This window comes from Rhodobacter capsulatus, assembly GCF_052363185.1.
Classification (GTDB): domain Bacteria; phylum Pseudomonadota; class Alphaproteobacteria; order Rhodobacterales; family Rhodobacteraceae; genus Rhodobacter; species Rhodobacter capsulatus_E.
Window position 1 is genome coordinate 1,339,318 of record NZ_CP198955.1, and the last position, 21,801, is coordinate 1,361,118.

Annotated in this window: 18 protein-coding genes and 4 riboswitches; of the genes, 10 read left to right on the forward strand and 8 right to left on the reverse strand. The window is 66.8% G+C overall.

All coding sequences use genetic code 11. The annotated features are described in order from the left end of the window. Positions 1 to 58 precede the first annotated feature (58 nt). A riboswitch (cobalamin riboswitch) is annotated at positions 59 to 253 on the reverse strand. Positions 254 to 272: 19 nt separating this feature from the next. After that, complete coding sequence (locus tag ACTTAG_RS06785) at positions 273 to 1,169, reverse strand: DUF4198 domain-containing protein (RefSeq protein WP_444464749.1); 897 nt, start codon at positions 1,167 to 1,169, stop codon at positions 273 to 275. Between the two features lie 124 nt (positions 1,170 to 1,293). Then, positions 1,294 to 1,490, reverse strand: a riboswitch (cobalamin riboswitch). 64 nt (positions 1,491 to 1,554) lie between these two features. Beyond that, positions 1,555 to 1,741: riboswitch (cobalamin riboswitch) on the forward strand. An 85-nt stretch (positions 1,742 to 1,826) separates the two neighbouring features. Between ACTTAG_RS06785 and ACTTAG_RS06790 the strand changes: the two genes are divergently transcribed. The 9 genes from ACTTAG_RS06790 (at position 1,827) to ACTTAG_RS06830 (ending at position 13,398) form a co-directional block, all read left to right on the forward strand. Continuing rightward, a complete protein-coding gene (locus tag ACTTAG_RS06790) occupies positions 1,827 to 2,204 on the forward strand; it encodes a cysteine-rich small domain-containing protein (RefSeq protein WP_444464750.1) in 378 nt (125 codons plus the stop codon). Then, positions 2,197 to 2,544: a hypothetical protein gene (locus ACTTAG_RS06795; protein WP_444464751.1), complete on the forward strand. Its 348-nt coding sequence runs from the start codon at positions 2,197 to 2,199 to the stop codon at positions 2,542 to 2,544. The genes ACTTAG_RS06790 and ACTTAG_RS06795 overlap by 8 nt, the downstream gene beginning before the upstream one ends. Then, positions 2,541 to 3,863: a cobyrinate a,c-diamide synthase gene (locus tag ACTTAG_RS06800; protein WP_444464752.1), complete on the forward strand. Its 1,323-nt coding sequence runs from the start codon at positions 2,541 to 2,543 to the stop codon at positions 3,861 to 3,863. Before ACTTAG_RS06795 ends, ACTTAG_RS06800 begins: the two co-directional genes overlap by 4 nt. 12 nt (positions 3,864 to 3,875) lie before the next feature. Next, the gene (locus tag ACTTAG_RS06805; protein WP_444464753.1) at positions 3,876 to 5,447 is read left to right on the forward strand and encodes a cobyric acid synthase; all 1,572 of its coding nucleotides are present in this window, start codon (positions 3,876 to 3,878) and stop codon (positions 5,445 to 5,447) included. Next, positions 5,444 to 6,898 (forward strand): cobyric acid synthase, encoded by a 1,455-nt coding sequence (locus ACTTAG_RS06810; RefSeq protein WP_444464754.1) that lies wholly within the window; start codon positions 5,444 to 5,446, stop codon positions 6,896 to 6,898. Before ACTTAG_RS06805 ends, ACTTAG_RS06810 begins: the two co-directional genes overlap by 4 nt. Positions 6,899 to 7,031: 133 nt before the next feature. Continuing rightward, on the forward strand, positions 7,032 to 8,069 hold the full coding sequence (locus ACTTAG_RS06815; protein ID WP_444464755.1) for a homocysteine S-methyltransferase family protein: 1,038 nt from the start codon (positions 7,032 to 7,034) through the stop codon (positions 8,067 to 8,069). Further along, entirely contained in the window at positions 8,066 to 10,792 is a 2,727-nt protein-coding gene (gene metH, locus ACTTAG_RS06820; RefSeq protein WP_444464756.1) for a methionine synthase, read from the forward strand. The genes ACTTAG_RS06815 and metH overlap by 4 nt, the downstream gene beginning before the upstream one ends. Before the next feature lie 59 nt (positions 10,793 to 10,851). Next, positions 10,852 to 11,049, forward strand: a riboswitch (cobalamin riboswitch). Between the two features lie 57 nt (positions 11,050 to 11,106). Next, positions 11,107 to 12,342, forward strand: a complete 1,236-nt coding sequence (locus ACTTAG_RS06825; RefSeq protein ID WP_444464757.1) for an aromatic ring-hydroxylating oxygenase subunit alpha — start codon at positions 11,107 to 11,109, stop codon at positions 12,340 to 12,342. Positions 12,343 to 12,345: 3 nt separating this feature from the next. Continuing rightward, positions 12,346 to 13,398 carry a 2Fe-2S iron-sulfur cluster-binding protein gene (locus ACTTAG_RS06830; RefSeq protein ID WP_444464758.1) on the forward strand — a complete coding sequence of 351 codons (1,053 nt, stop codon included), beginning with the start codon at positions 12,346 to 12,348 and terminating at the stop codon, positions 13,396 to 13,398. A gap of 15 nt (positions 13,399 to 13,413) precedes the next feature. Here ACTTAG_RS06830 and prpB read toward each other — a convergent pair whose 3' ends face one another. The 4 genes from prpB to ACTTAG_RS06850 are packed head-to-tail and all read right to left on the reverse strand — an operon-like array spanning position 13,414 to position 17,433. Further along, a complete protein-coding gene (gene prpB / locus ACTTAG_RS06835; protein WP_444464759.1) occupies positions 13,414 to 14,325 on the reverse strand; it encodes a methylisocitrate lyase in 912 nt (303 codons plus the stop codon). Positions 14,326 to 14,329: 4 nt separating this feature from the next. Continuing rightward, positions 14,330 to 15,505 carry a bifunctional 2-methylcitrate synthase/citrate synthase gene (gene prpC / locus ACTTAG_RS06840; RefSeq protein WP_444464760.1) on the reverse strand — a complete coding sequence of 392 codons (1,176 nt, stop codon included), beginning with the start codon at positions 15,503 to 15,505 and terminating at the stop codon, positions 14,330 to 14,332. A gap of 10 nt (positions 15,506 to 15,515) precedes the next feature. Next, on the reverse strand, positions 15,516 to 17,027 hold the full coding sequence (locus tag ACTTAG_RS06845; protein WP_444464761.1) for an MmgE/PrpD family protein: 1,512 nt from the start codon (positions 17,025 to 17,027) through the stop codon (positions 15,516 to 15,518). A 22-nt stretch (positions 17,028 to 17,049) separates the two neighbouring features. After that, complete coding sequence (locus ACTTAG_RS06850; protein WP_444464762.1) at positions 17,050 to 17,433, reverse strand: acyl-CoA thioesterase; 384 nt, start codon at positions 17,431 to 17,433, stop codon at positions 17,050 to 17,052. Between the two features lie 116 nt (positions 17,434 to 17,549). Here ACTTAG_RS06850 and ACTTAG_RS06855 point away from each other — a divergent pair, with 116 nt between their 5' ends. Further along, positions 17,550 to 18,932: a short-chain fatty acyl-CoA regulator family protein gene (locus tag ACTTAG_RS06855; protein WP_444464763.1), complete on the forward strand. Its 1,383-nt coding sequence runs from the start codon at positions 17,550 to 17,552 to the stop codon at positions 18,930 to 18,932. 12 nt (positions 18,933 to 18,944) lie between these two features. Here the strand turns inward: ACTTAG_RS06855 and ACTTAG_RS06860 are convergent, their stop codons facing one another. Genes ACTTAG_RS06860 through ACTTAG_RS06870 form a run of 3 tightly spaced genes read right to left on the reverse strand, consistent with a single transcriptional unit; the run spans position 18,945 to position 21,791 of the window. Then, positions 18,945 to 19,562, reverse strand: a complete 618-nt coding sequence (locus tag ACTTAG_RS06860; RefSeq protein ID WP_444464764.1) for an anaerobic ribonucleoside-triphosphate reductase activating protein — start codon at positions 19,560 to 19,562, stop codon at positions 18,945 to 18,947. After that, a complete protein-coding gene (gene nrdD / locus ACTTAG_RS06865) occupies positions 19,555 to 19,743 on the reverse strand; it encodes an anaerobic ribonucleoside-triphosphate reductase (protein WP_444464765.1) in 189 nt (62 codons plus the stop codon). The genes ACTTAG_RS06860 and nrdD overlap by 8 nt, the downstream gene beginning before the upstream one ends. A gap of 17 nt (positions 19,744 to 19,760) precedes the next feature. Further along, positions 19,761 to 21,791, reverse strand: coding sequence for a ribonucleoside triphosphate reductase (locus tag ACTTAG_RS06870; RefSeq protein ID WP_444464766.1), 2,031 nt, complete (start codon positions 21,789 to 21,791; stop codon positions 19,761 to 19,763). Between the last annotated feature and the right edge of the window lie 10 nt (positions 21,792 to 21,801).

Here is a 21,801-nt window from a genome sequence, read left to right on the forward strand (position 1 = left end):
CAGACGGCGACAGCTCACCTCTGCGGATCAAGCCGCTTCCGCAGCGCCCCACGCGCCCGGAAAGGGTGATGTCCAAGCAGGTCTCCTGGCTCACGGGTCATCGCTCGGTCGGCCTTCCCGGGGGGTCCCAGTGGCATGTCGACGTCGCTCGCCGCTCACAGTTGCGGGGGCAGCCACGGTCTGGGCCGGACGGCCGTTCCGTGTTCCCTTTCAATCCGACCCGCAGGCCGGAACTTGGACGGGGGCAAACGAAAACCAAAGCGAGCCTCTCGTCAAGTGGTCCTTTCATGCGGGCGCTGCTCAGATGACAGCCGCTGAGAGAGGTGTCCCGCCACGGCTGCTGCGTCGAGCGGCCTGAGTGACGCTGAAAACTCCTCAGCCGTTACAACGGGTTCGCTTTCGTTTTTCAGGCATTCAGAAGGGTTGCCGAAGCGCAGCCAGAGTGTGGTGACATGTCGCACCGGACGCAGGCCGGACCAGCCAAAGGGGCCGGTCGCGGTGATCGCCCAAAGCCCGGACGTGGGTAGGCAGACCCGAAACCGACCCGCGCGGTCGGTTTCCGCGATGACCCAGAGGGATCTTTCGTGTCCCCGGATGGGTCTCACCTGATCCCCGACAGGCTCGGCCATCATGCGTTCGAGATGCACCGCCGTTCCGACCACGGGTCGTCCGCGCGCAAGCAGCCGCGCGGAAAAAACCGCCCCCGGCACGAAACCCGCTGCAAGCCGGTCTGGCAGGATTTCCACCGCGGATCCAATCGTCTCGGGCTCAGCTGCAACGGAACCGCGCAGCACAAAGCTTGTCGCGTGATGCTGAACGTATCCGCGGCCCTCGGGGTCGCGCCCTACATCGCTGACTGCTTCGAATCGGTGTAGCCCAGAGCACGAAACATCTACGCGTGCTTGCCAACTCCGCGCCGCATTGCCCGCCCCGTGCAGCAGCCCTGGTTTCAAAGCTGCGCGCAGATCGACGCGACAGCCTGCGTGCAGGTGAATCGCTTCAAGCGGTGTGGCCAGGTCCAGCACCGCACCGCCGCCCAAGGGGTCGCCAAGCGCAAGTGTCAGCAGATCACCCGTCTCGGGGAGGTGCAGCATCAGCCCCGGCGTGGAGGGTCGAGGAAGTGTCAGCAGCGCGCGGGCAGCCGCCATCAGGTTGCCGTGCAGAAACATGGTCGTTCCCTTCCGTGGCGGTCCGGGTCACCCGGCCGCAAAACGCGAAAGGACGAAGGGGTTATGGCACCCGGGGGCCGGACCCCCAAGGGCCAGACGCGCACCCCGGCGTCCGGTTCAATCGGGCAAGGCCCGAGGGGTGGCAGGTCTCCTGGCTTGCGGGTCCGGGCTCGGGTCGGCCTTCCCGGGGAACCCCCAGTGGCATTTTCGACCGTCGCTCGCCGCTCACAGTTGCGGGGGCAGCTGCGGGTTTGCCGTTTGGCGCACCGCATTCCCTTTTCATCCCCGCGCGAACGGGGAACCAATCCCGCCTTGGTTGTGGCAGGGCCGGGCGGGCGCGTCAATCCGCAAGCCTGCGGGGAATTGACAGTCTCGGGCCAAGCGCGCATGGTGCCCGCGCCTTGGTTCCGCGACTGATCCCGCGGACGAAGAGGGAAGCCGGTGTGAGTCCGGCGCTGCCCCCGCAACTGTAAGCGGCGAGCCCGATGCACTGCCACTGACCCACGGGTCGGGAAGGCGCAAGGGGCGCTTGAGCCGCAAGCCAGGAGACCTGCCAGGCCAGAAACCATCCCGGGCGGCGGGCCCGGAGGCAGGGTGCTTCGGCTTGTCCGGGGCCTGTCCCCTTACCGCTTTCCGGCCCAATGCCACAGGAACGGTATGGAGCCGAAAGACACGACCACGAACGAGGCCTTCAAGGGCTTCACCAATACGAATTGCCCGTTTCTGCCCTGTCATCCGGGGGTGAAGCGGGCCTTCAACTGCCTGTTTTGCTACTGCCCGCTGATCGGCTACGACTGCCCCGGGCCCTATCAGACCTATACCGACCGCAACGGGCTGGTGCGCAAGGATTGTTCCGCCTGCACCCTGCCGCATGACGGGCATGAGCAATCGTGGAACTTCATCCAGAAATGGCTGGAATATCCGCAGCCCTGGTCGGGCAAGCCGCAGACCGATCCTCCGACGCCCCGCCCGAAACCCCTGCCGGGAGCCGCCGAGGCTGTCGCGGCTGCACATGGGCAGGCTCGTCATGGCTGACGGAGGCGCCCCGGCCAGATTGCGCCCGCACCGCATCCTGCATTGCACCGCCTGCCGTCATTGCAACGCGCCTTGCGCCCCGGGCCTTGCCTTTCTGACCCGTCTTGACGCCGCGATCGCCATTGCTCCGGTCGGTGCCGAGTTCGAGCTGATCGGCTCGGCCAATCTTGCTTGCGACGCGCGGCTTTGCCCGGTGGTCTGGCGGGCAACCGCCGAGGGCACCCGGCTTTGGGGCGATGTCGCCGCCGAGGTGCCGGTGGCGGTGCTGCTCGGCTCGGGCAGCGGGGCCTATGTCACCGTTGCGGCCGAAATCGTCACCGGGGCCGTGGTCCTGCAATGACGATACCGACAGGGGCAGCCCCGCGCGGGCTGACGATTGCCGCGCCCGCCTCCGGCGCGGGGAAAACCACGCTGACGCTGGGGCTGATCCGGGCGCTGGTGCGGGCGGGGCTGACGGTGCAGCCGTTCAAGAACGGCCCCGACTACATCGACCCGGCGTTTCATGCTGTGGCGGCGGGTCGACAGGCGTTCAACCTCGACAGTTGGGCAATGGGGGAGGCGGCGCTGTCTGCCGTGGTGGGGATGGCCGAGGGCGCCGATCTGACAATTTTCGAGGGCTCGATGTGGCTTTACGACGCCACCGAGAGCCCCGGGCTTTCTGGCCAAGGGGCAACCTCCGAGATTGCCCGTCGCTTTGGCTGGCCGGTGGTGCTGGTGCTCGATGTCGCGGCTCAGGCGCAATCCGCGGGCGCGGTGGCGCGGGGCTTCGCCCAATACCCCGACGCGCCGCCCTTTGCCGGGGTGGTGCTGAACAACCTTGGGGGCGCACGCCACGAAGTGATGATCCGCACCGAGATGGCGCGGCTTGGCATCCCGGTTCTGGGCGCGCTGCCGCGCCGATCCGATCTGGCCCTGCCCGAGCGGCATCTGGGCCTTGTTCAGGCCGCCGAACAGGCGGATCTGCACGCGCGGCTGGACCGGATGGCGGCCTTTGTTGCCGATCATGCCGATCTGAACGGCCTTATCCTTGCGGCGAAATCCGGCCCTCCGCTTGGTCCGGGGCGCTGGCCCGATCCGCCCGCGGGCCGCATTGCGCTGGCCCGGGACGCGGCCTTTTCCTTTGTCTATCCGCATCTGATCGAGGCTTGGCGCAGGGCCGGGGCCGAGATCCTGCCCTTTTCGCCGCTCTCCGACGAGGCCCCGGATGCGACGGCCGATCTGGTCTGGTTGCCGGGGGGTTATCCCGAGCTGCATGCCGGTCAGATCGCTGCGGCCGAGACCTTTCTGACCGGGCTGCGCCGCCATGCGCAGGCCAAACCCGTACATGGCGAATGCGGCGGCTACATGGTTCTGGGCGAGGCGCTGATCGACGCCGACGGCCACTCCCATCAGATGGCGGGGCTTTTGGGCCTCGTGACAAGTTTCGAGCGCCCGCAGATGGTTTTGGGCTATCGCCGCGCCGAGCTTCTGGCGCCGCTGCCCGGCCATCGCATCGGTGCGCAGCTGATGGGCCACGAGTTTCACCTCTCGCGCGTGCTGCGCCAGACCGATCCGCCGCTGGCCCGCCTGACCGATGCCGAGGGCAATCCCGTACCCGAGACCGGCTCTGCCCGCGGCTTGGTGACGGGCAGCTTCTTCCACCTGATTTCTGCCGCCTGAACGGACCCTGCAATGACCTTTTCGCTTCCCGACCATGACCCGGTGCCGCCGCTGCCGGACCTTGATGTGCCGTTGCTGACGCCACCCCCGCCCCGTCGCGGACGGGCGCTGATGATCCAGGGCACCAGTTCCGACGTCGGCAAGAGCCTTCTTGTCGCGGGGCTGTGCCGCGCCTATGCCCGGCGCGGGCTGAAAGTGGCGCCGTTCAAGGCGCAGAACATGTCGAACAATGCCGCCGTCACCGTGGACAGCGATCTGCCCCCCGGACCCGACGGCCCCCGCCGCGGCGAGATCGGCCGGGCGCAGGCCTTGCAGGCGCGGGCCGCCGGGCTGGCGCCTTCGATCCACATGAACCCGGTGCTTCTGAAGCCGCAGGCGCTGGTTGGCTCGCAGGTGGTGCTGCGCGGGCGGGCCTTGGGCAACTGGCCCGCGCGGCATTACCACCACTTGAAACCCTTCCTGCTGCCCGCGGTGATCGACAGCTACCGCCGCGTCGCCGCCGAGGCCGATCTGGTGCTGGTCGAAGGCGCGGGGGCGGCGACCGAGACCTGGATCAAGCAATGCGACATCACCAACATGCGGCTGGCCGAGGAGGCCGATCTGCCGGTGGTGCTGCTCACCGACAACGACCGGGGGGGTGCCTTGGCCGCCGTCGTGGGCAGCTGGATGCTGCATGACGAAGCCGAGCGGGCGCGGGTGAAAGGCATTCTCGTCAACAAGTTCCGCGGCTATTTCTCGCTTTACGAACCCGCCTGCCGGACCATGACCGAACTGACCGGCTGGCCGTTTCTGGGCGTCGCGCGCTGGTTCGAGGGGGCCGCGCAGCTTCCGGCCGAGGATGCGCTCGCGCTGGAACGCCCGGCGACCGGCGCTGGCGCAGGGCTGATCGTCGCCGTTCCGCATCTTGATGGCGTGGCGAATTTCGACGACCTTGACCCCTTGGGCGCCGAGCCGGGCGTCGATCTGCGCTGGGTCCGCCACGGCCAGCCGATCCCGGCCGAGGCCGATGTGGTGCTGCTGCCCGGCTCGAAAACCACCCGTCAGGCGCTGGCCACGCTGCGCACGCAGGGCTGGGACACCGACATCCGCGCGCATCTGCGTCGGGGTGGCCGGGTGGTGGGAATTTGCGCGGGGTTTCAGATGCTTGGCTATGTCGTGCGCGACCCGGACGGGATCGAAGGCCCGCCGGGCGAGACCGAGGGGCTGGGGCTGCTCGATCTGGAAACCGTGATGACGCGCGAAAAGCTGCTGACCGAGGTTGAGACGACCGATACGCTCTCGGGGCAGGTTCTGCGCGGCTACGAGATGCACATGGGCCGCACCACCGGGCCGGGGCTCGATCACCCGTGGTTTCGTCTCGACGGCCGCCCCGAAGGCGCCCTGTCCGCTGATGGCCGGGTGATGGGGACCTATCTGCACGGGCTTTTCGGGTCTGACGGGTTTCGCAGCCATTGGATCGGCGCGATGGGCGGGCGCGCCTCGGGGCTTGATCACGCGGCACAGATCGAGGCGACGCTCGATGCTTTGGCCGATCAGCTCGAGCAAGACCTTGATCTCGATGCGCTTCTGGCGCTCGCCAAATGAGGGCGCGGCGGCTGATGGTGCTTGGCACCGGCTCGGATGTGGGCAAGAGCCTGCTGGTGGCGGGGCTGTGTCGCGCCTTCACCCGGCGCGGCCTCAAGGTGGCGCCGTTCAAGGCGCAGAACATGTCGAACAATGCCGCCGTCACGGCGGATGGTGGCGAGATCGGTCGTGCGCAGGCGCTTCAGGCGCGGGCGGCGGGGCAGCCCCTGTCGGTCCACATGAACCCTGTGCTTTTGAAGCCCGAAACCGACGTCGATGCGCAGGTCGTGGTGCAGGGGCAGGTTCTGGGGCGGTTCTCGGCGGCGGACTATCAGGCGCTGAAACCCGGCCTGCGGCCACGCGTGATCGAAAGCCTGGATCGTCTCTCGGCCACCCATGACCTTGTGCTGATCGAGGGAGCCGGCAGCGGCGCGGAACGCTATCTGCGCCCGCAGGACATTTCCAACATGGGTCTGGCCGAGGCCGCCGATCTGGCCGTGGTGCTTCTGACCGACGAGTCGCGTGGGGGCGTCACGGCGGCGGTGATCGGCCATCATCACCTTTGGACCGCCGCCGACCGCGCCCGGGTGGGCGGCGTGATCGTGACGAAATTCCGCGGTGATCCCGCGATCTTTGCGCCTGCAGCCGAGGATATCCGCGCCGAGACCGGCTGGCCGGTGCTCGGTCTGATGCGCTGGTCCGAGGCGGCACGGCGCCTGCCCGAGGAAGATTCGCTCGGGCTCGCCCGTCGCTCCGGCCCGAAAGGATCGCTGGTGATTGCCGTGCTCGACCTGCCGCGGATCGCGAATTTCGACGATCTCGACCCGCTTGCGGCCGAGCCCGGCGTCGATCTGCGCTGGGTGCGCCCGGGCCAGCCGATCCCGCCCGAGGCCGCGGTGGTGATCCTGCCCGGGTCCAAGGCCACCCGCGCCGCGCTGGCCACCCTGCGGGCCGAGGGCTGGGACATCGACCTGCGCGCAAATCTGCGCCGGGGCGGTCGCGTGGTCGGAATTTGCGCGGGGTTTCAGATGCTTGGTCGGGTCGTCCGAGACCCAGAGGGGATCGAAGGAAGCCCGGGCGAAACCGAGGGGCTGGGGCTTCTGGACCTTGAAACCGTGATCGGCCCGACCAAGCGTCTGACCGAAATCGACGCCCGCGACCATGTCAGCGGCGCCCGCGTCACCGGCTACGAGATGCATATGGGCGAGAGCTTCGGCCACGCGCTTGCCCGCCCGTGGCTGAACCTTGACGGCCGCCCCGAAGGCGCGCTGTCCGGCGATGGCCGGGTGATGGGCAGCTATCTGCACGGCATCTTCGGCGCGGGGGACTTCCGCCGCCACTGGCTTTCGCAACTTGGCATCACCGCCGCATCGCTTGACCACGCCGCCCGGATCGAGACCGCGTTGGACGCCTTTGCCGACGAAATCGAGGCTGATCTCGATCTTGACGCGCTTCTGGCCGTCGCGCGGTGAGGGGTGAGCTTGCGGTGGCTGGGAGGCATCAGGAAAGCTCAGACATGAAAGTTTCTCATAATTTTGCTGACGAATATGAATTTGATGCAGGGTGACTTGTGGCCTATCTGCTCTTCGTCCTGTGGAGAGTGTGATGCTGACCCAAAACTGGCCTCGATCGGCGGCTTACGCCGCGCTTGAAGCCCTTTCTCGCGAAAGGATCCTGATCCTTGACGGAGCCATGGGCACGCAGATTCAACAGCTTGGCCTGAGCGAGGACGATTTTCTGGGTCGCGGCTCGGGCTGCGCCTGTCGCCATGCCACCGATCATCCGCAAAAGGGCAACAACGACCTGCTGGTGCTGACCCAGCCCGAGGCCATCGAGGCGATCCATTTCCGATATGCGATGGCGGGGGCCGACATCGTAGAGACCAACACCTTTTCCGCCACCACCATCGCGCAGGCCGATTACGGGCTGGAAAGCGCGGTCTTCGACCTGAACGCGGCCGGGGCGCGGGTGGCGCGGGCGGCGATGGACCGCGCCGAGGCCACCGACGGGCGGCGCCGCTTCGTTGCGGGGGCTGTGGGGCCGACGAACCGCACCGCCTCGCTCTCGCCCGATGTGAACGACCCGGGCTACCGCGCCGTCACCTTCGACGATCTGCGCACGGCCTATGGCCAGCAGGTGCGCGGGCTGATCGCGGGCGGCGCCGATATCCTGCTGATCGAGACGATCTTTGACACGCTGAACGCCAAGGCGGCGATTTTCGCCTGTTTCGAGGCTTTCGCCGAGCGCGGCGAGCGGCTGCCAGTGATGATTTCCGGCACGATCACCGATGCCTCGGGGCGCACGCTTTCGGGGCAGACGCCGACCGCGTTCTGGCATTCCGTGGCCCATGCCCGGCCCTTCACCGTGGGGCTGAACTGCGCGCTTGGCGCCAGCGCCATGCGCCCGCATCTAGCGGAACTGGCGGGCGTGGCGACCTGCGCGATCTGCGCCTATCCCAATGCCGGGCTGCCAAATGCCTTTGGCCAATACGACGAAACCCCCGAGCAGACCGCCGCGCAGGTGGCCGATTTCGCCCGCGACGGGCTGGTCAATGTCGTCGGCGGCTGCTGCGGCACCACCCCCGATCACATCCGCGCCATCGCGGAAGCCGTGAAACCTTTCCCGCCGAGGGCCCTGTTATGAGCCGTTACCTGCGTCTTTCGGGGCTCGAGCCCTTTACCCTGACGCCCGACATTCCCTTCGTGAACATCGGCGAGCGGACGAATGTCACCGGCTCGGCCCGGTTCCGCAAGATGATCGTCGCCCGCGACTATGCTGCCGCGCTGGATGTGGCACGCGATCAGGTGGAAAACGGTGCGCAGATCCTTGACATCAACATGGACGAGGGGCTGATCGACAGTCAGGCGGCGATGGTCGCCTTTCTCAACCTGCTGGCTGCCGAGCCCGACATTGCCCGGGTGCCGGTGATGATTGACAGCTCGAAATGGGAGGTGATCGAGGCCGGGCTGAAATGCGTCCAGGGCAAGCCCGTCGTCAATTCGATCAGCCTCAAGGAGGGCGAGGAAATCTTTCGCCATCACGCGGCGCTGTGTCTGGCCTATGGCGCGGCGGTGGTGGTGATGGCCTTCGACGAAGAGGGGCAGGCCGACAGTTTCGCCCGCAAGACCCAGATTTGCGCCCGGGCCTATCGCATTCTGGTCGAGGAGATCGGCTTTCCGCCCGAAGACATCATCTTTGACCCGAATGTCTTTGCCGTCGCCACGGGCATCGAGGAGCACGACAACTACGGAGTCGATTTCATCGAGGCGACGCGCTGGATCAGGCAGAACCTGCCGCATGCCCATGTCTCGGGCGGGGTGTCGAACCTGTCCTTCAGCTTTCGCGGCAATGAACCCGTGCGCGCGGCGATGCATGCGGTGTTTCTGTATCACGCGATCCGTGCCGGGATGGACATGGGGATCGTCAATGCCGGGCAACTGGTGGTCTATGACCAGATCGACCCCGAACTGCGCGAGGCCTGCGAGGATGTGGTGCTCAACCGCGTGCCGAAGGCGGGCGGCACCGCGACCGAGCGGATGCTGGAGGTGGCCGAGCGGTTCCGCGGCGGCGCGCGCGAGGAAAAGACCCGCGATCTGGCCTGGCGCGACTGGCCGGTGGAAAAGCGGCTGGAACATGCTTTGGTCAATGGCATTACCGAATTCATCGAGGAAGACACCGAAGCCGCAAGGCAGCTGGCGGAACGCCCGCTGCATGTGATCGAAGGGCCGTTGATGGCGGGGATGAACGTCGTCGGTGATCTGTTCGGTGCGGGCAAGATGTTCCTGCCGCAGGTGGTGAAATCGGCGCGCGTGATGAAACAGGCCGTTGCAGTGCTGCTGCCCTATATGGATGCCGAAAAGGCCGCGCGGGGGGGCACCGGGCGCGAGAGTGCGGGCAAGATCTTGATGGCCACGGTCAAGGGCGATGTGCATGACATCGGCAAGAACATCGTCGGCGTCGTGCTGGCCTGCAACAATTACGAGATCGTCGATCTGGGCGTGATGGTGCCGCCGCAAAAGATCCTTGAGGTGGCGCGGGCCGAAAAGGTCGACGCGATCGGGCTTTCGGGGCTGATCACACCAAGCCTTGACGAGATGGTGCATCTGGCCACCGAGATGGAGCGTGAGGGCTTCGACATTCCGCTGCTGATCGGGGGCGCGACCACCTCGAAGGTGCATACGGCAGTCAAGATCGCCCCGGCCTATCGGCGCGGGCAAGCCGTCTATGTGCTGGATGCCAGCCGTGCCGTGGGCGTGGTGGGGGCGCTATTGAGCGCCACGCAAAAGGCTGGCTATGTGGCGGGCATCCGCGAAGACTATGCCCAGATCGCGATACGCCATGCCCGGGATGAGGCGGCGAAAGTGCGGCTGCCGCTGGCTGCTGCCCGGGCCAATGCGCTGCGGCTCGACTGGTCGGGCTATGCCGTGCCCGCGCCACAGTTTTTCGGCCCCCGGGTGATCGACGACTGGGATCTGGCCGAGGTGGCGCGGTATATCGACTGGACGCCCTTCTTCCATGCCTGGGAATTGAAGGGGGTCTATCCGCGGATTTTCGACGACGCCGAAAAGGGCGCAGCCGCCCGGGCGCTGTTTTCCGATGCGCAGGCGATGCTGGCGCAGATCATTGCCGAGCGCTGGTTCACCCCCCGCGCCGTGGTGGGGTTCTGGCCCGCGAATGCGGTGGGCGACGATATCCGGCTTTACACCGACGAGACCCGGACCGAGGATCTGGCCACTTTCTTCACCCTGCGCCAGCAGACCGGCAAGCGCGAGGGCCGCCCGAATGTGGCTTTGGCCGATTTCGTCGCGCCCGCGGGCACGGTGCCCGATTATCTGGGCGGCTTCGTGGTCACCGCCGGCCCCGAGGAAGCCGAAATCGCCGCGCGGTTCGAAGCCGCCCATGACCATTATTCCGCGATCATGGTCAAGGCGCTGGCCGACCGCTTTGCCGAGGCCATGGCCGAAGCCCTGCATCAGCGGGTGCGGCGCGACTATTGGGGCTATGCGCCCGAGGAAAGCTTCGCCCCCGATCAGCTGGTGGGCGAGCCCTATCGCGGCATCCGCCCGGCGCCGGGCTATCCGGCCCAGCCCGACCACACGGAAAAGCTGACGCTCTTCCAGCTGCTTGAGGCCGAGGCCGCGACCGGCGTGCATCTGACCGACAGCATGGCGATGTGGCCCGGCTCTTCCGTCTCGGGGCTCTATATCGGCCATCCAGAGGCCTATTATTTCGGTCTTGCCCGGATCGAGCCCGATCAGGCCGCCGATTACGCCGCCCGCAAGGGCATGGCTTTGGCCGAGGTGCAGCGCTGGCTGGCCCCGGTGCTGGGCTCGGCCGCGCCCGCCGCCGCTGCGGTCGCCGCGTGATCCTGTCTGAAAGCGCGGACGGCGCGTCGTTTTTGGCACGCGGCTTGTGCGACAATCTGTCAGTCTGAAAGCCTCAGGGTGCCCGTCCGCAAGGCCGGGAGAATTGGGAAGCCGGTGCAAGACCGGCGCTGCCCCCGCAACGGTCAGCAATGAGGGACGGCAAGGCCACTGGACCCCCGGGGTCCGGGAAGGGGCCGCGCCCGGGTGCGAAAGCACGCATTGCAAGCCCGGAAACCAGCCCTGTGACCGCCGGGCCCCCGGGCCCATCCATCCAACCAGCCCTTGCGGGGAGGCAGGGGCAAGTGAGGTGCTAGATGCCAGACGCATCCGACATCCGTGCGCAGCTTGCCGCACGGCGCAAGGACCATTCCCTGCCGCAACCCTTTTATTGCGATCCGGGGATCTTCCAGACCGATCTGACGCAGATCTTCTACCGCGAGTGGCTCTTCGCCATTCCCGCCTGTCAGCTGGTCAAGCCCGGCGATTACGCGACGCTGCAGGTGGGCGCCTATCCGGTGATCCTGGTGCGCGGCGCCGACGGGATGATCCGCGCCTTTCACAACGTCTGCCGCCATCGCGGCCAGCGGCTTTGCGCCAAGGCGACGGGGAACAGCCCGAAACTTGTCTGCCCCTATCATCAATGGACCTATGATCTGGACGGAAAACTTCTGTGGGCCAAGGATATGCAGGCGGATTTCAACCCCGCCGCGCATGGGCTGAAAAAGGTCCATTGCGTCGATATCGGCGGGATGGTGTTCATTTCCTTGGCCGAAGTGCCGCCCGCGATCGCCGATCTGGCGGGCACGCTGGGCCGCTATCTGGCGCCCGCCGGGCTGAAAGAGGCCCGCGTTGCCCATGTCTCGACCATCGTCGAGAAGGGGAACTGGAAGCTTGTGATCGAGAACAACCGCGAATGCTATCATTGCGGCGGCGCGCATCCCGCGCTCTGCCGGACCTATTCCGACAATCCGCGCATGACCGCGATGGAGGGCCCCGAGGCGGCAAGCCCCGACATTCTGGCGCATTGGGCGCGCTGCGAGGCGGCCGGTCTGCCCTCGCGCTTCGTGCATCATCCGCAGATGCAATGGCGGCTGGCGCGCATTCCGCTGCTGAATGGCGCCGAAAGCTACACGATGAGCACCAAGGCCGCGGTCAAGGGCCAGCGGCTGGGCGAGATGCCCTTCAACGATGCCGGAAGCCTGCTGTTCTTCCACTATCCGAACACCTGGAACCATTTCCTGGCCGATCATGCGATCGTCTTCCGGGTGCTGCCGATCTCGGCCACCGAGACCGAGGTGACGACCACCTGGCTTGTGCCCGGCGATGCCGTCGAGGGGGTAGATTACGACCTGACCGAGTTGACCGAGGTCTGGGTGGCGACGAATGACGAGGACCGGCAGGTGGTCGAGGAAAATCAGGCCGGGATTCTTTCGCCCGCCTATGAGCCCGGCCCCTATTCGACGCTGCAGGAAGAGGGCGTGATCCAGTTCGTCGACTGGTATTGCGGCACGCTCGATGCGCGGCTGGCCCCGCCGCTGGCGGCGGAGTGAGCGATGGACCGGATCAACTGGGCCAGCGCGCCATGGAGCGATGCCGAGCCGCTGGAATGCGCGATGGTGGTGCCCGAAACCGCCGATACCGCCACGATCACCTTCCGCGCGCCTTCGGGCGCGTGGTTCGACTACCTGCCCGGGCAGTTCCTGACGCTGGATCTGCCGGTGCCGGGTCAGCCGGTCAGCCGGACCTATACGATCTCCTCCTCGCCCTCGCGGCCCTTGTCGCTCTCGGTGACGGTGAAGGCGCAGCCCGGGTCGGTGGGCTCGCGCTGGCTGATCGAGCAGCTGAAACCGGGGATGCGGCTACGGGCACATGGGCCGGCGGGGGTGTTCAGCCTGCGCCAGCATCCGGCGCGGAAATATCTCTTCATCTCGGCGGGCTCGGGGATCACGCCGATGATGTCGATGACGACCTGGGCCTGGGACAGCAGCGAGATGCCCGATATCGTCTTTGTCCATGCGGCGCGGCGGCCCTCGGACATCATCTTCCGGCCGCGGCTGGAACAATTCGCGGCGCGTGTGCCGGGGTTGCAGCTGCGCTTCACGGTCGAGGAGGTCGAGCCCTTCAGCGTCTGGCACGGCTTTCGCGGCCGTTTGAACCAGATCATGCTGGGGCTGATGGCGCCCGATTATCTGGACCGCGAGGTGTTCTGCTGCGGCCCCGAGCCCTTCATGCGCGGGGTGAAGGACAGCCTTGCGGCGCTGGGCTTTGATCTGACCCGCTATCATCAGGAAAGCTTCGGCCCGCCCGAGACCGCCCCTGCGCCGGAGGCGGAAGCGGTCCCGGAGGCGGCCGAGATCAGCTTCACCGCCTCGGGGGTCAGCACCGCCTGCGCGCCCGGCGAAACCGTGCTCGCCGCGGCGAAACGGGCGGGGCTGAACATCCCCTCGGGGTGCAACTTCGGCCTGTGCGGCACCTGCAAGGTGCGCAAGACCGCGGGCGAGGTGCAGATGCTGCACAACGGCGGGATCTCCGAAGACGACATCGCCGCGGGCTATATTCTGGCCTGCTGCTCGCGTCCCTCGGGCAAGGTGGCGGTCGAGATCTGACCGCCACCCCCTTCGTCAACCGGCCGTAGGCAGCACGCTTTGCGCGATCGAGGCGTCCAGCGCCTCGAAAGCCGCAAGGCCCAGCGTCGCGTAAAGCTCTGCCCGGGTCTGCATCTCGGGCAGCAGGGCCGTGGTGGCGCCGTCGCGGGCAAGCGCGGTGTAAAGCCGCTCCTGCGCGCGGTTCGCCACCCGCAAGGACGACACCGGCCAGATCACCATCTGATAGCCCAGCTCCTCGAACTCGGCCGCGGTCAGGGCCGGGGTGCGGCCGAATTCGGTCATGTTCGCCAGAAGCTTGACCCCGGGCAGCCGGGCGCGGAAGGCGCGGAACATCTCGACCGAGGTCAGCGCCTCGGGGAAGATCGCATCGGCGCCCGCTTCGACATAAAGCTGCGCCCGCGCCACCGCCCCCTCGATCCCCTCGGCGGCGGCCGCATCGGTGCGCGCGATCACCACCAGATGCCGCCGCGCCCGCACCGCCGCCGCCACCTTCGCCGCCATCTCGGCCGGACTTGCCAGTTTCTTGTCGTTCAGATGACCGCATTTCTTCGGCAAGAGCTGGTCTTCCAGATGCACCGCCGCCGCCCCGGCCTCTTCGAACACCCGCACCATATGCATCACGTTCAGCGCCTCGCCATAGCCGGTGTCGCCATCGACCAGGAGCGGCAGGCCCGAGGCGCGGGCGATCTGGCGGATGAAGAAGGCGACCTCGTCCACCGTCAGGATGCCAAGGTCCGGCAGCCCCATCGAGGCCGACATCGCCGCCCCCGAGAGATAAAGCGCCTCGAACCCCGCGGCCTTGGCTTGCAGCGCGGCCATGCCGTTATGCGCCCCGGGCAGGCGCAGGATGCCGGGCCGGGCAAGGGCCGCGCGAAACCGCGCCCCCGCCGGGGCCTCGGGATGATCGGAACCGATCAGATAGGGCATGGGGTCACTCCGTCCGGTTGGGCGCGCTCAAAAGGCCGCCGCGGGCTTCAAGGGGCAGGAAGGCCCGGGTTTCGGGGCCGGTGTAATGGGCCGAGGGGCGGATGATCTTGCCGTCCAGCCGTTGCTCGATCACATGTGCACCCCAACCCGCGCTGCGCGCAATGACGAAGATCGGCGTGAAGAGCATCGTCGGCACCCCGAGCTGATGATAGGAGACCGCCGAATACCAGTCGAGGTTCGGGAACATCCCCTTCGTTTCGGCCATCACCTGTTCGATCCGCTCGGCGATGTCGAACATCCGCACCGCGCCGTGATGCAGCGCCAGCCGCCGCGCCACCTGCTTGATCACCACATTGCGCGGATCGGCGATCGTATAGACCGGATGGCCAAAGCCGATGATCACCTCTTTCGCGGCCACCCGCTCGCGGATATCGGCCTCGGCCGCGTCGGGGGTAGCGTAGCGCTTCTGGATCTCGAAGGCCTGTTCATTCGCGCCGCCGTGTTTCGGCCCGCGCAGCGCCCCGATGGCGCCCGCGATGCAGGAATAAAGATCCGATCCCGTCCCCGCGATGGTGCGCGCGGTGAAGGTCGAGGCGTTGAACTCGTGCTCGGCATAAAGGTTGAGCGTGGTGTGCAGCGCCCGCACGGCTTCTTCGCCCGCCGGGCGGCCATGCAGCAGATGCAGGAAATGCCCGGCGATGCTGTCGTCTTCGGTCTCGACCTCGATGCGGCGACCGTTCTGCGCGAAGTGATACCAGTACAGCAGCATCGAGCCCTGCACCGCGATCAGCCGGTCGGCAATGTCGCGCGCGCCGGGCGTGTTGTGATCCGTGGCTTCCGGCAGGACGCAGCCGAGCGCCGAGACGCCCGAGCGCAGCACATCCATCGGATGCGCGGCGGCCGGGATCGCCTCGAGCGTCTGGCGCAGGGCCAGCGGCAGCCCGCGCAGCGCCCGCAGCTTGGCGCGATAGGTGGCCAGTTCCGCCAGCGTCGGCAGGGTGCCATGGATCAGAAGATGCGCCACCTCCTCGAAGTCGCAGGCCTCGGCGATGTCGAGAATGTCGAAGCCGCGATAGTGCAGGTCGTTGCCGGTCTGCCCCACGCTGCACAGAGCGGTGTTGCCTGCCACCACGCCGGAGAGGGCAACGGATTTCTTCGGTTTCATGATCGAACCGGACATGGTTTCCTCCTCAGTCCCAATCGAAGATGCCACGCGGACGCGGCGCGCCCAATTCCTCGGGCCGCACGGTGAAGTTCAGCAGACCCAGACTGTCCGACGGAATGTCGGCAAGGTTCTGCGCCGCATCGAGAAAGCGCGTCTGCTCGGCTGCGGTCAGGATGCCCTCCGAAAGCGTCATGAACTTGCGGATGTAATCGGCCCTGCCAAAGGGGCGGGCGCCATCGGGGTGCGCATCGGCCAGCGCCAATTCGTCGACGATCTGCCGCCCGTCCTTGAGCCGCACCACAACGCGCCCGCCAAAGGCCTTTTCCTTCGGGTCACGGGCATGATAGCGGCGCGTCCAGTCCGGATCTTCGACGGTCGAGATCTTGTGCCAGAGCGCCACCGTCTCGGGTCGGTGCGCGCGTTCAGGGGCATAGCTGCGGACATGATGCCAGCCGCCATCTTCCAGCGCGACGGCAAAGATATACATGATCGAATGGTCAAGCGTTTCGCGGCTGGCATCGGGGTCCATCTTTTGCGGATCATTGGCGCCGGTGCCGATGACGTGATGGGTGTGATGCGAGGTGTGAATGACGATGCTCTCGACCTGCGCCAGATCACCGATTTGAGGGCCAAGGCGGCGGGCGAGATCAATCAGGGCCTGGCTTTGATATTCCGCCGAATATTCCTTGGTGTAGGTGTCGAGGATCGCGCGCTTCGCTTCGCCGCGACCGGGCAGGCGCACGGTATAGCGTGCTTCGGGCCCGGACAGCATCCAGGCGATGAAGCCGTCTTCGCCTTCCCAGGCGGGGCTGGGGGCACCCTCGCCGCGCATCGCACGGTCCACCGCCTCGATCGCCATCTTGCCCGCAAAGGCCGGGGCAAAGGCTTTCCAGCTGGAAATCTCGCCCTTGCGGCTTTGGCGGGTGGTGGTGGTCACATGCAGCGCCTGTTGCACCGCCTGATAGATCACCTCTGCGGGCAGGTTCAGCAGCGTTCCGATCCCCGCCGCCGCCGAGGGCCCGAGATGGGCGATATGGTCGATCTTGTGTTCGTGCAGACAGATCCCGCGCACCAGTTCCACCTGAATTTCGTAGCCCGTGGCGATCGCCCGGATCAGCTCGGCGCCCGAGCGCCCGGTGTGCTGCGCCACCGCCAGGATCGGCGGGATATTATCGCCCGGATGGCTGTAATCGGCGGCTAGAAAGGTGTCGTGGAAATCCAGCTCCCGCACCGCCGTGCCATTCGCCCAGGCCGCCCATTCCGGCGAGACCCGGGTGCCATGCGGCATCCCGAAGATCGTCGCACCGCGCCGCATCGGGTGGCAAAGCGCCTGCGCCCGCGCCGAGGCGACGGGGCGGCGCCCGACCGAGGCGGCGGCCACGGCGGCATTGTCGATGAGGCGGTTGATGATCATCTCGGTCACTTCGGGCAGCACCGGCACCGGGTCGGCGGCGACTTCGGCGATTTTCCAGGCCAGCTGTTCGGAACGCGGCAGGATCTCGGCCGAGCGATAGCTGCGCAGATCGTGGGTCTTCATCGGGTCTTTCCTTGTCTTGTCGTCAGATTGCGGAAGAAAGCGGGCGGGGGCGGCCGTCGGCATCGACGGCGACCATCACGAATTGCCCGCCCAATGCGGGGCGGGGGGCGCCCGGGCCGATCGGCTGTGCGATGCCCTGCACCCCCACGGTCAGCGAGCTGCGCCCCTCGCGCAGGATTTCGGCGCGCAGCTCCAGCATCTCGCCGACGCGGATCGGGGTGGCAAAGTCGACGCGTTCCGAGCGCGCCATCACCACCGGCCCCGCAGCGCGGCGGCAGGCGGCGACAAAGGCCGCCCGCGCCATCAGCGCCAGCGCATGGCCGCCAAACAGCGTGCCGTAATGGTTTGCCTGATCGGGAAAGATCATCTCGACCAGAACGGTGGGCGGGGCAGGGGGGAGAGGCATGGGAAACCTTTGCAAGATTGGCAAAGGCAGCTTTCCTTGCTTTCGGCTTTCCGTTAAAGTATTGATAATGTGTTATATTGTGAAGACTGGCGCGGCGAATTGCGAAGGTTGCGAAGATGGCAAAGACATTCATGGGGGTGCGGCTGAAACGCCTGCGCGAGGATCGCGGCATCACGCAGGCGACCCTTGCCCGCGCGCTGGAAATCTCGCCGAGCTATCTCAATCAGATCGAGAACAACCAGCGGCCGCTGACGGTGCCGGTGCTGCTCAAGCTCAACGCGGCTTTCGGGCTGGATGTGCAGCTGTTTTCGGATGCCGACGAGGCGCGGCTGATTGCCGAGTTGCGCGGGGCGCTGGCCGATCAGGGGGCGGGGGCGAGCCTGGCCGAGGTGCGGGAGATCGCGGCGAACATGCCCGCCGTCGCGCGCACGATCGTGGCCATGCAGGCGCGGCTGCGCGATCTGTCGGATCGCGCCGATGCACTGGCGGGGCAAATCAGCACGCCCACCACCTCAACCCCCGCCGCCTTCGAGGCGGTGCGGGACTGGTTTTACGAACGGCGCAACCATGTTCCCGATCTGGACACCGCGGCCGAGGTGGTGGGGGCGGATCTGCCCGCCGGGCGAATGGCGCAGCCGCTGGCCGAGCGTCTGGCCACGCGGCACGGCATCCGCATTCTGCATGCCGAGGGCGGTATCCTGCGCCGGTTCGAGCCGGGGGCGGGGCTCTTGCATCTGGGCGCGCATCTGACGCCCGGCCAGCAGGCCTTCCAGATCGCGACGCAGCTGGCGCTTCTGGAACAGGGCGGTCTGATGGCGCGGCTTTGCGCGACGACGCAGCTGGACCCCGAGGCCCAGGCGCTCTTGCGGGTGGGGCTGGCGAACTATTATGCCGGGGCGCTGATCATGCCCTATCGCGCCTTTCTGGCCGCGGCCGAAGCGCTGTCTTATGACATCGAGCTGCTGGCGCACCGCTTCGGCGTCGGTTTCGAGACCATCTGCCACCGGCTGTCGACCCTGCAACGCCCCGAGGCGCGCGGCGTGCCGTTCTTTTTCATCCGGGTGGACCGGGCGGGGAACATCTCGAAGCGGCAATCGGCCACTGATTTCCACTTTTCCCGCATCGGCGGGTCGTGCCCGCTTTGGAACATCTACGAGGCGTTTTCCCGCCCGGACGAAATCTTGCGGCAGGTGGCGCAGATGCCCGATGGGCGCAGCTATCTGTGGATCGCGCGACAGCTGCGGCAGGGCGGCGGCGGCTTCGGCGCGGCGGAAAAGCGCTTCGCCGTCGCGCTGGGCTGCGATCTGGCCCATGCCGACCGGCTGGTCTATGCGCGCGGGCTGAACCTGCGCGCGCCCGATCTTGCAACGAAGATCGGCCCGGGCTGCAAGCTCTGCGAGCGCGCCGATTGCCCGCAGCGCGCCTTTCCAACGCTGGGCAAGCCCTTGCGACTGCGCCCCGAGGAAACCCGCTTCGCCCCCTATTCCGGCTCGGAGTGAGGGGCGAAGCGGTCAGGTCGCGCAAAGCTCGGTGTCGATGCAGCCCGCGGCGCGGAAGGGTTGCAGCTCTGCCATCGGCAGGCCCAGCTCGGCCAGATCGGCGCCGATCCGGTCCAGATCCGCGGGGCCCAGCAGGCGCGGATGCACCGTCGTGCGCAGCGCATGGGCGACGCCGCTTTCCTGCAGAAGCCGCAGGCTTTCATGCGCCCGCAGCCCCGATCCGGGCACGCCGGTGATGCGCGGATAATCGGCAAAGGGCGCCTTCACGTCAAAGCCCACCCAATCCAGAAGCGGCAGCACGCGGGCCAGCCGCTCGGGGTAAGGCCCGGCGCTGTGCAGCCCGGTGCGAAAGCCCATCGAACGGATCTCGGCCAGGGCTGCGGGCAGGGCGGCCTGCAGGGTCGGCTCGCCGCCCGAGATCACCACCCCGTCCAGAAGCCCGCGGCGGCTTTGCAAAAAGTCCCGCACCTCGGCCCAGGGCAGGGTTCCCGCCCGGGCCGGGATCAGGTCGGGGTTGTGGCAATAGCGGCAGGACCAGGGGCAGCCCTGGGTGAAAAGCACCGCCACCAGCTCCCCCGGCCAGTCGCAGGCCGAGTGCCGCACAAGGCCCGAGACCGCCAGCTCAGTCAAGATGCGCCCGCGCTTCGGAAAAATAGACCCGCTCGGCGGCCTCGCCCTTCTTGCCGGTGTTGAAGGAGGCCATCGGCCGGTGATAGCCCATCACCCGCGTCCAGATCTCGCAGCGGGTGCGTTCGGCATCGTCCAGCACCATCGCGGTGTCCAGCTCGGTCTGGGTCAGCGGCTTGTTCATCGGTTTCTCCTTCGGGGTCAGCAGGCGCAGGCGCGTTTTTTGGAGATCAGTTCGGCATCGCATTTCGGGCAGAATTCGTGTTCGCCCGCGATGTAGCCGTGTTTCGGGCAGATCGAGAAGGTGGGGGTAACGGTGATATAGGGCAGGCGGAAGTTGGTCAGCGCCCGGCGCACCAGCTTGCGGCAGGCCTCGGCCGAGGAAATCCGGCTGCCCATGTAAAGATGCAGCACCGTGCCGCCGGTGTATTTCGCCTGCAGCGCTTCCTGATGCGCCAGCGCTTCGAACGGGTCATCGGTGAAGCCCACCGGCAGCTGCGAGGAATTGGTGTAATAGGGCTGATCGGCCGTGCCCGCCTGCAGGATGTCGGGGAAGCGCTTGCGGTCTTCGCGGGCAAAGCGATAGGTCGTGCCCTCGGCCGGGGTGGCTTCAAGGTTGTAAAGATGGCCGGTTTCTTCCTGAAACGCCACCATCTGCGCCCGCAGCCGATCAAGCACCCGCAGCGCCAGCGCCTTGCCCGCTTCGGTCGTGATATCCTCGGCATCCTTGGTGAAATTGCGCACCATCTCGTTCAGCCCGTTCACGCCCAGCGTCGAGAAGTGATTGCGCAGCGTGCCAAGGTAGCGCTTGGTATAGGGGAAAAGCCCGGCGTCGATATGGCGCTGGATCACCTTGCGCTTGATTTCAAGGCTGGTGCGCGCGAGCCGCGCCAGATGGTCAAGCGCCACCATCAGCTCGCCCTCGTCGCCGCGGTGCAGATGGCCCAGCCGCGCACAGTTCAGCGTGACGACGCCCAGCGAGCCGGTCTGTTCCGCCGAGCCGAAAAGCCCGTTGCCGCGCTTGAGCAGCTCGGTCAGGTCGAGCTGCAACCGGCAGCACATCGAGCGCACCATATGCGGCTGCAGCTCCGAATTCACGAAATTCTGGAAATAGGGCAGGCCGTATTTCGCCGTCATTTCAAACAGCGCATCGGCATTCGCGCTTTCCAAGGGGAAATCCGGGGTGATGTTGTAGGTCGGGATCGGGAAGGTGAAGACCCGCCCCTTGGCATCGCCCGCCGTCATCACCTCGATATAGGCGCGGTTGATCAGGTCCATCTCGGCCTGCAGATCGCCATAGGTGAAACCCGTCTCGCGGCCCTGCACCACGGGCACCTGATCGCGCAGATCCTCGGGGCAGGTCCAGTCAAAGGTCAGGTTGGTGAAGGGCGTCTGCGTGCCCCAGCGCGAGGGGACGTTGAGATTGTAGATGAATTCCTGCATCGCCTGACGCACCTGCGCATAGCTCAGCCCGTCCAGCCGCACATAGGGCGCCAGATAGGTGTCAAAGGACGAAAACGCCTGCGCCCCCGCCCATTCGTTTTGCAACGTGCCCAGAAAGTTGACGATCTGGCCAAGCGCGCTGGACAGATGCGCGGGCGGGGCGGATTCGATCGCGCCGGGCACGCCATTGAGCCCCTCGTGCAAGAGCGTGCGCAGCGACCAGCCCGCGCAATAGCCCGCGAACATGTCCAGATCGTGGATATGGATATCGCCCTCGCGATGCGCCGCGCCGACTTCGGGCGGATAGACATGGCTGAGCCAGTAATTCGCCGTCACCTTGCCCGAAATGTTCAGGATCATCCCGCCCAGCGAATAGCCCTGATTGGCATTGGCATTCACCCGCCAGTCGGAGCGTTCCAGATATTCGCTGACCGAGCGTTCGACGTCGATCAGCACCCGGTTGTCCGCGCGCAGGCGGGCGTGCTGGTCGCGATAGACTGCATAGGCGCGGGCGGTGGCGACATGGGCGGTATCGGCCAGGACCGCCTCGACCGTGTTCTGGATGGTCTCGACATCCGGGGTGGCCAGCAGGGACAACAGCGCCAGTCGATCCAGGACCGCCTGCGTCAGGCGCAGCGCCTCTGCGGTGCCGAATTCGCCGCTGGCCTCCCCGGCACGCGTCAGTGCGAGCGCGATGCGGCGCGCCTCGAACGGCACCGTTCGGCCATCTCGGGTGCGCACGGTTTCGAAACCGGCAGGGACGGTCAGAGTCTTCACGGCGATCGGCATCGCAGTCCTC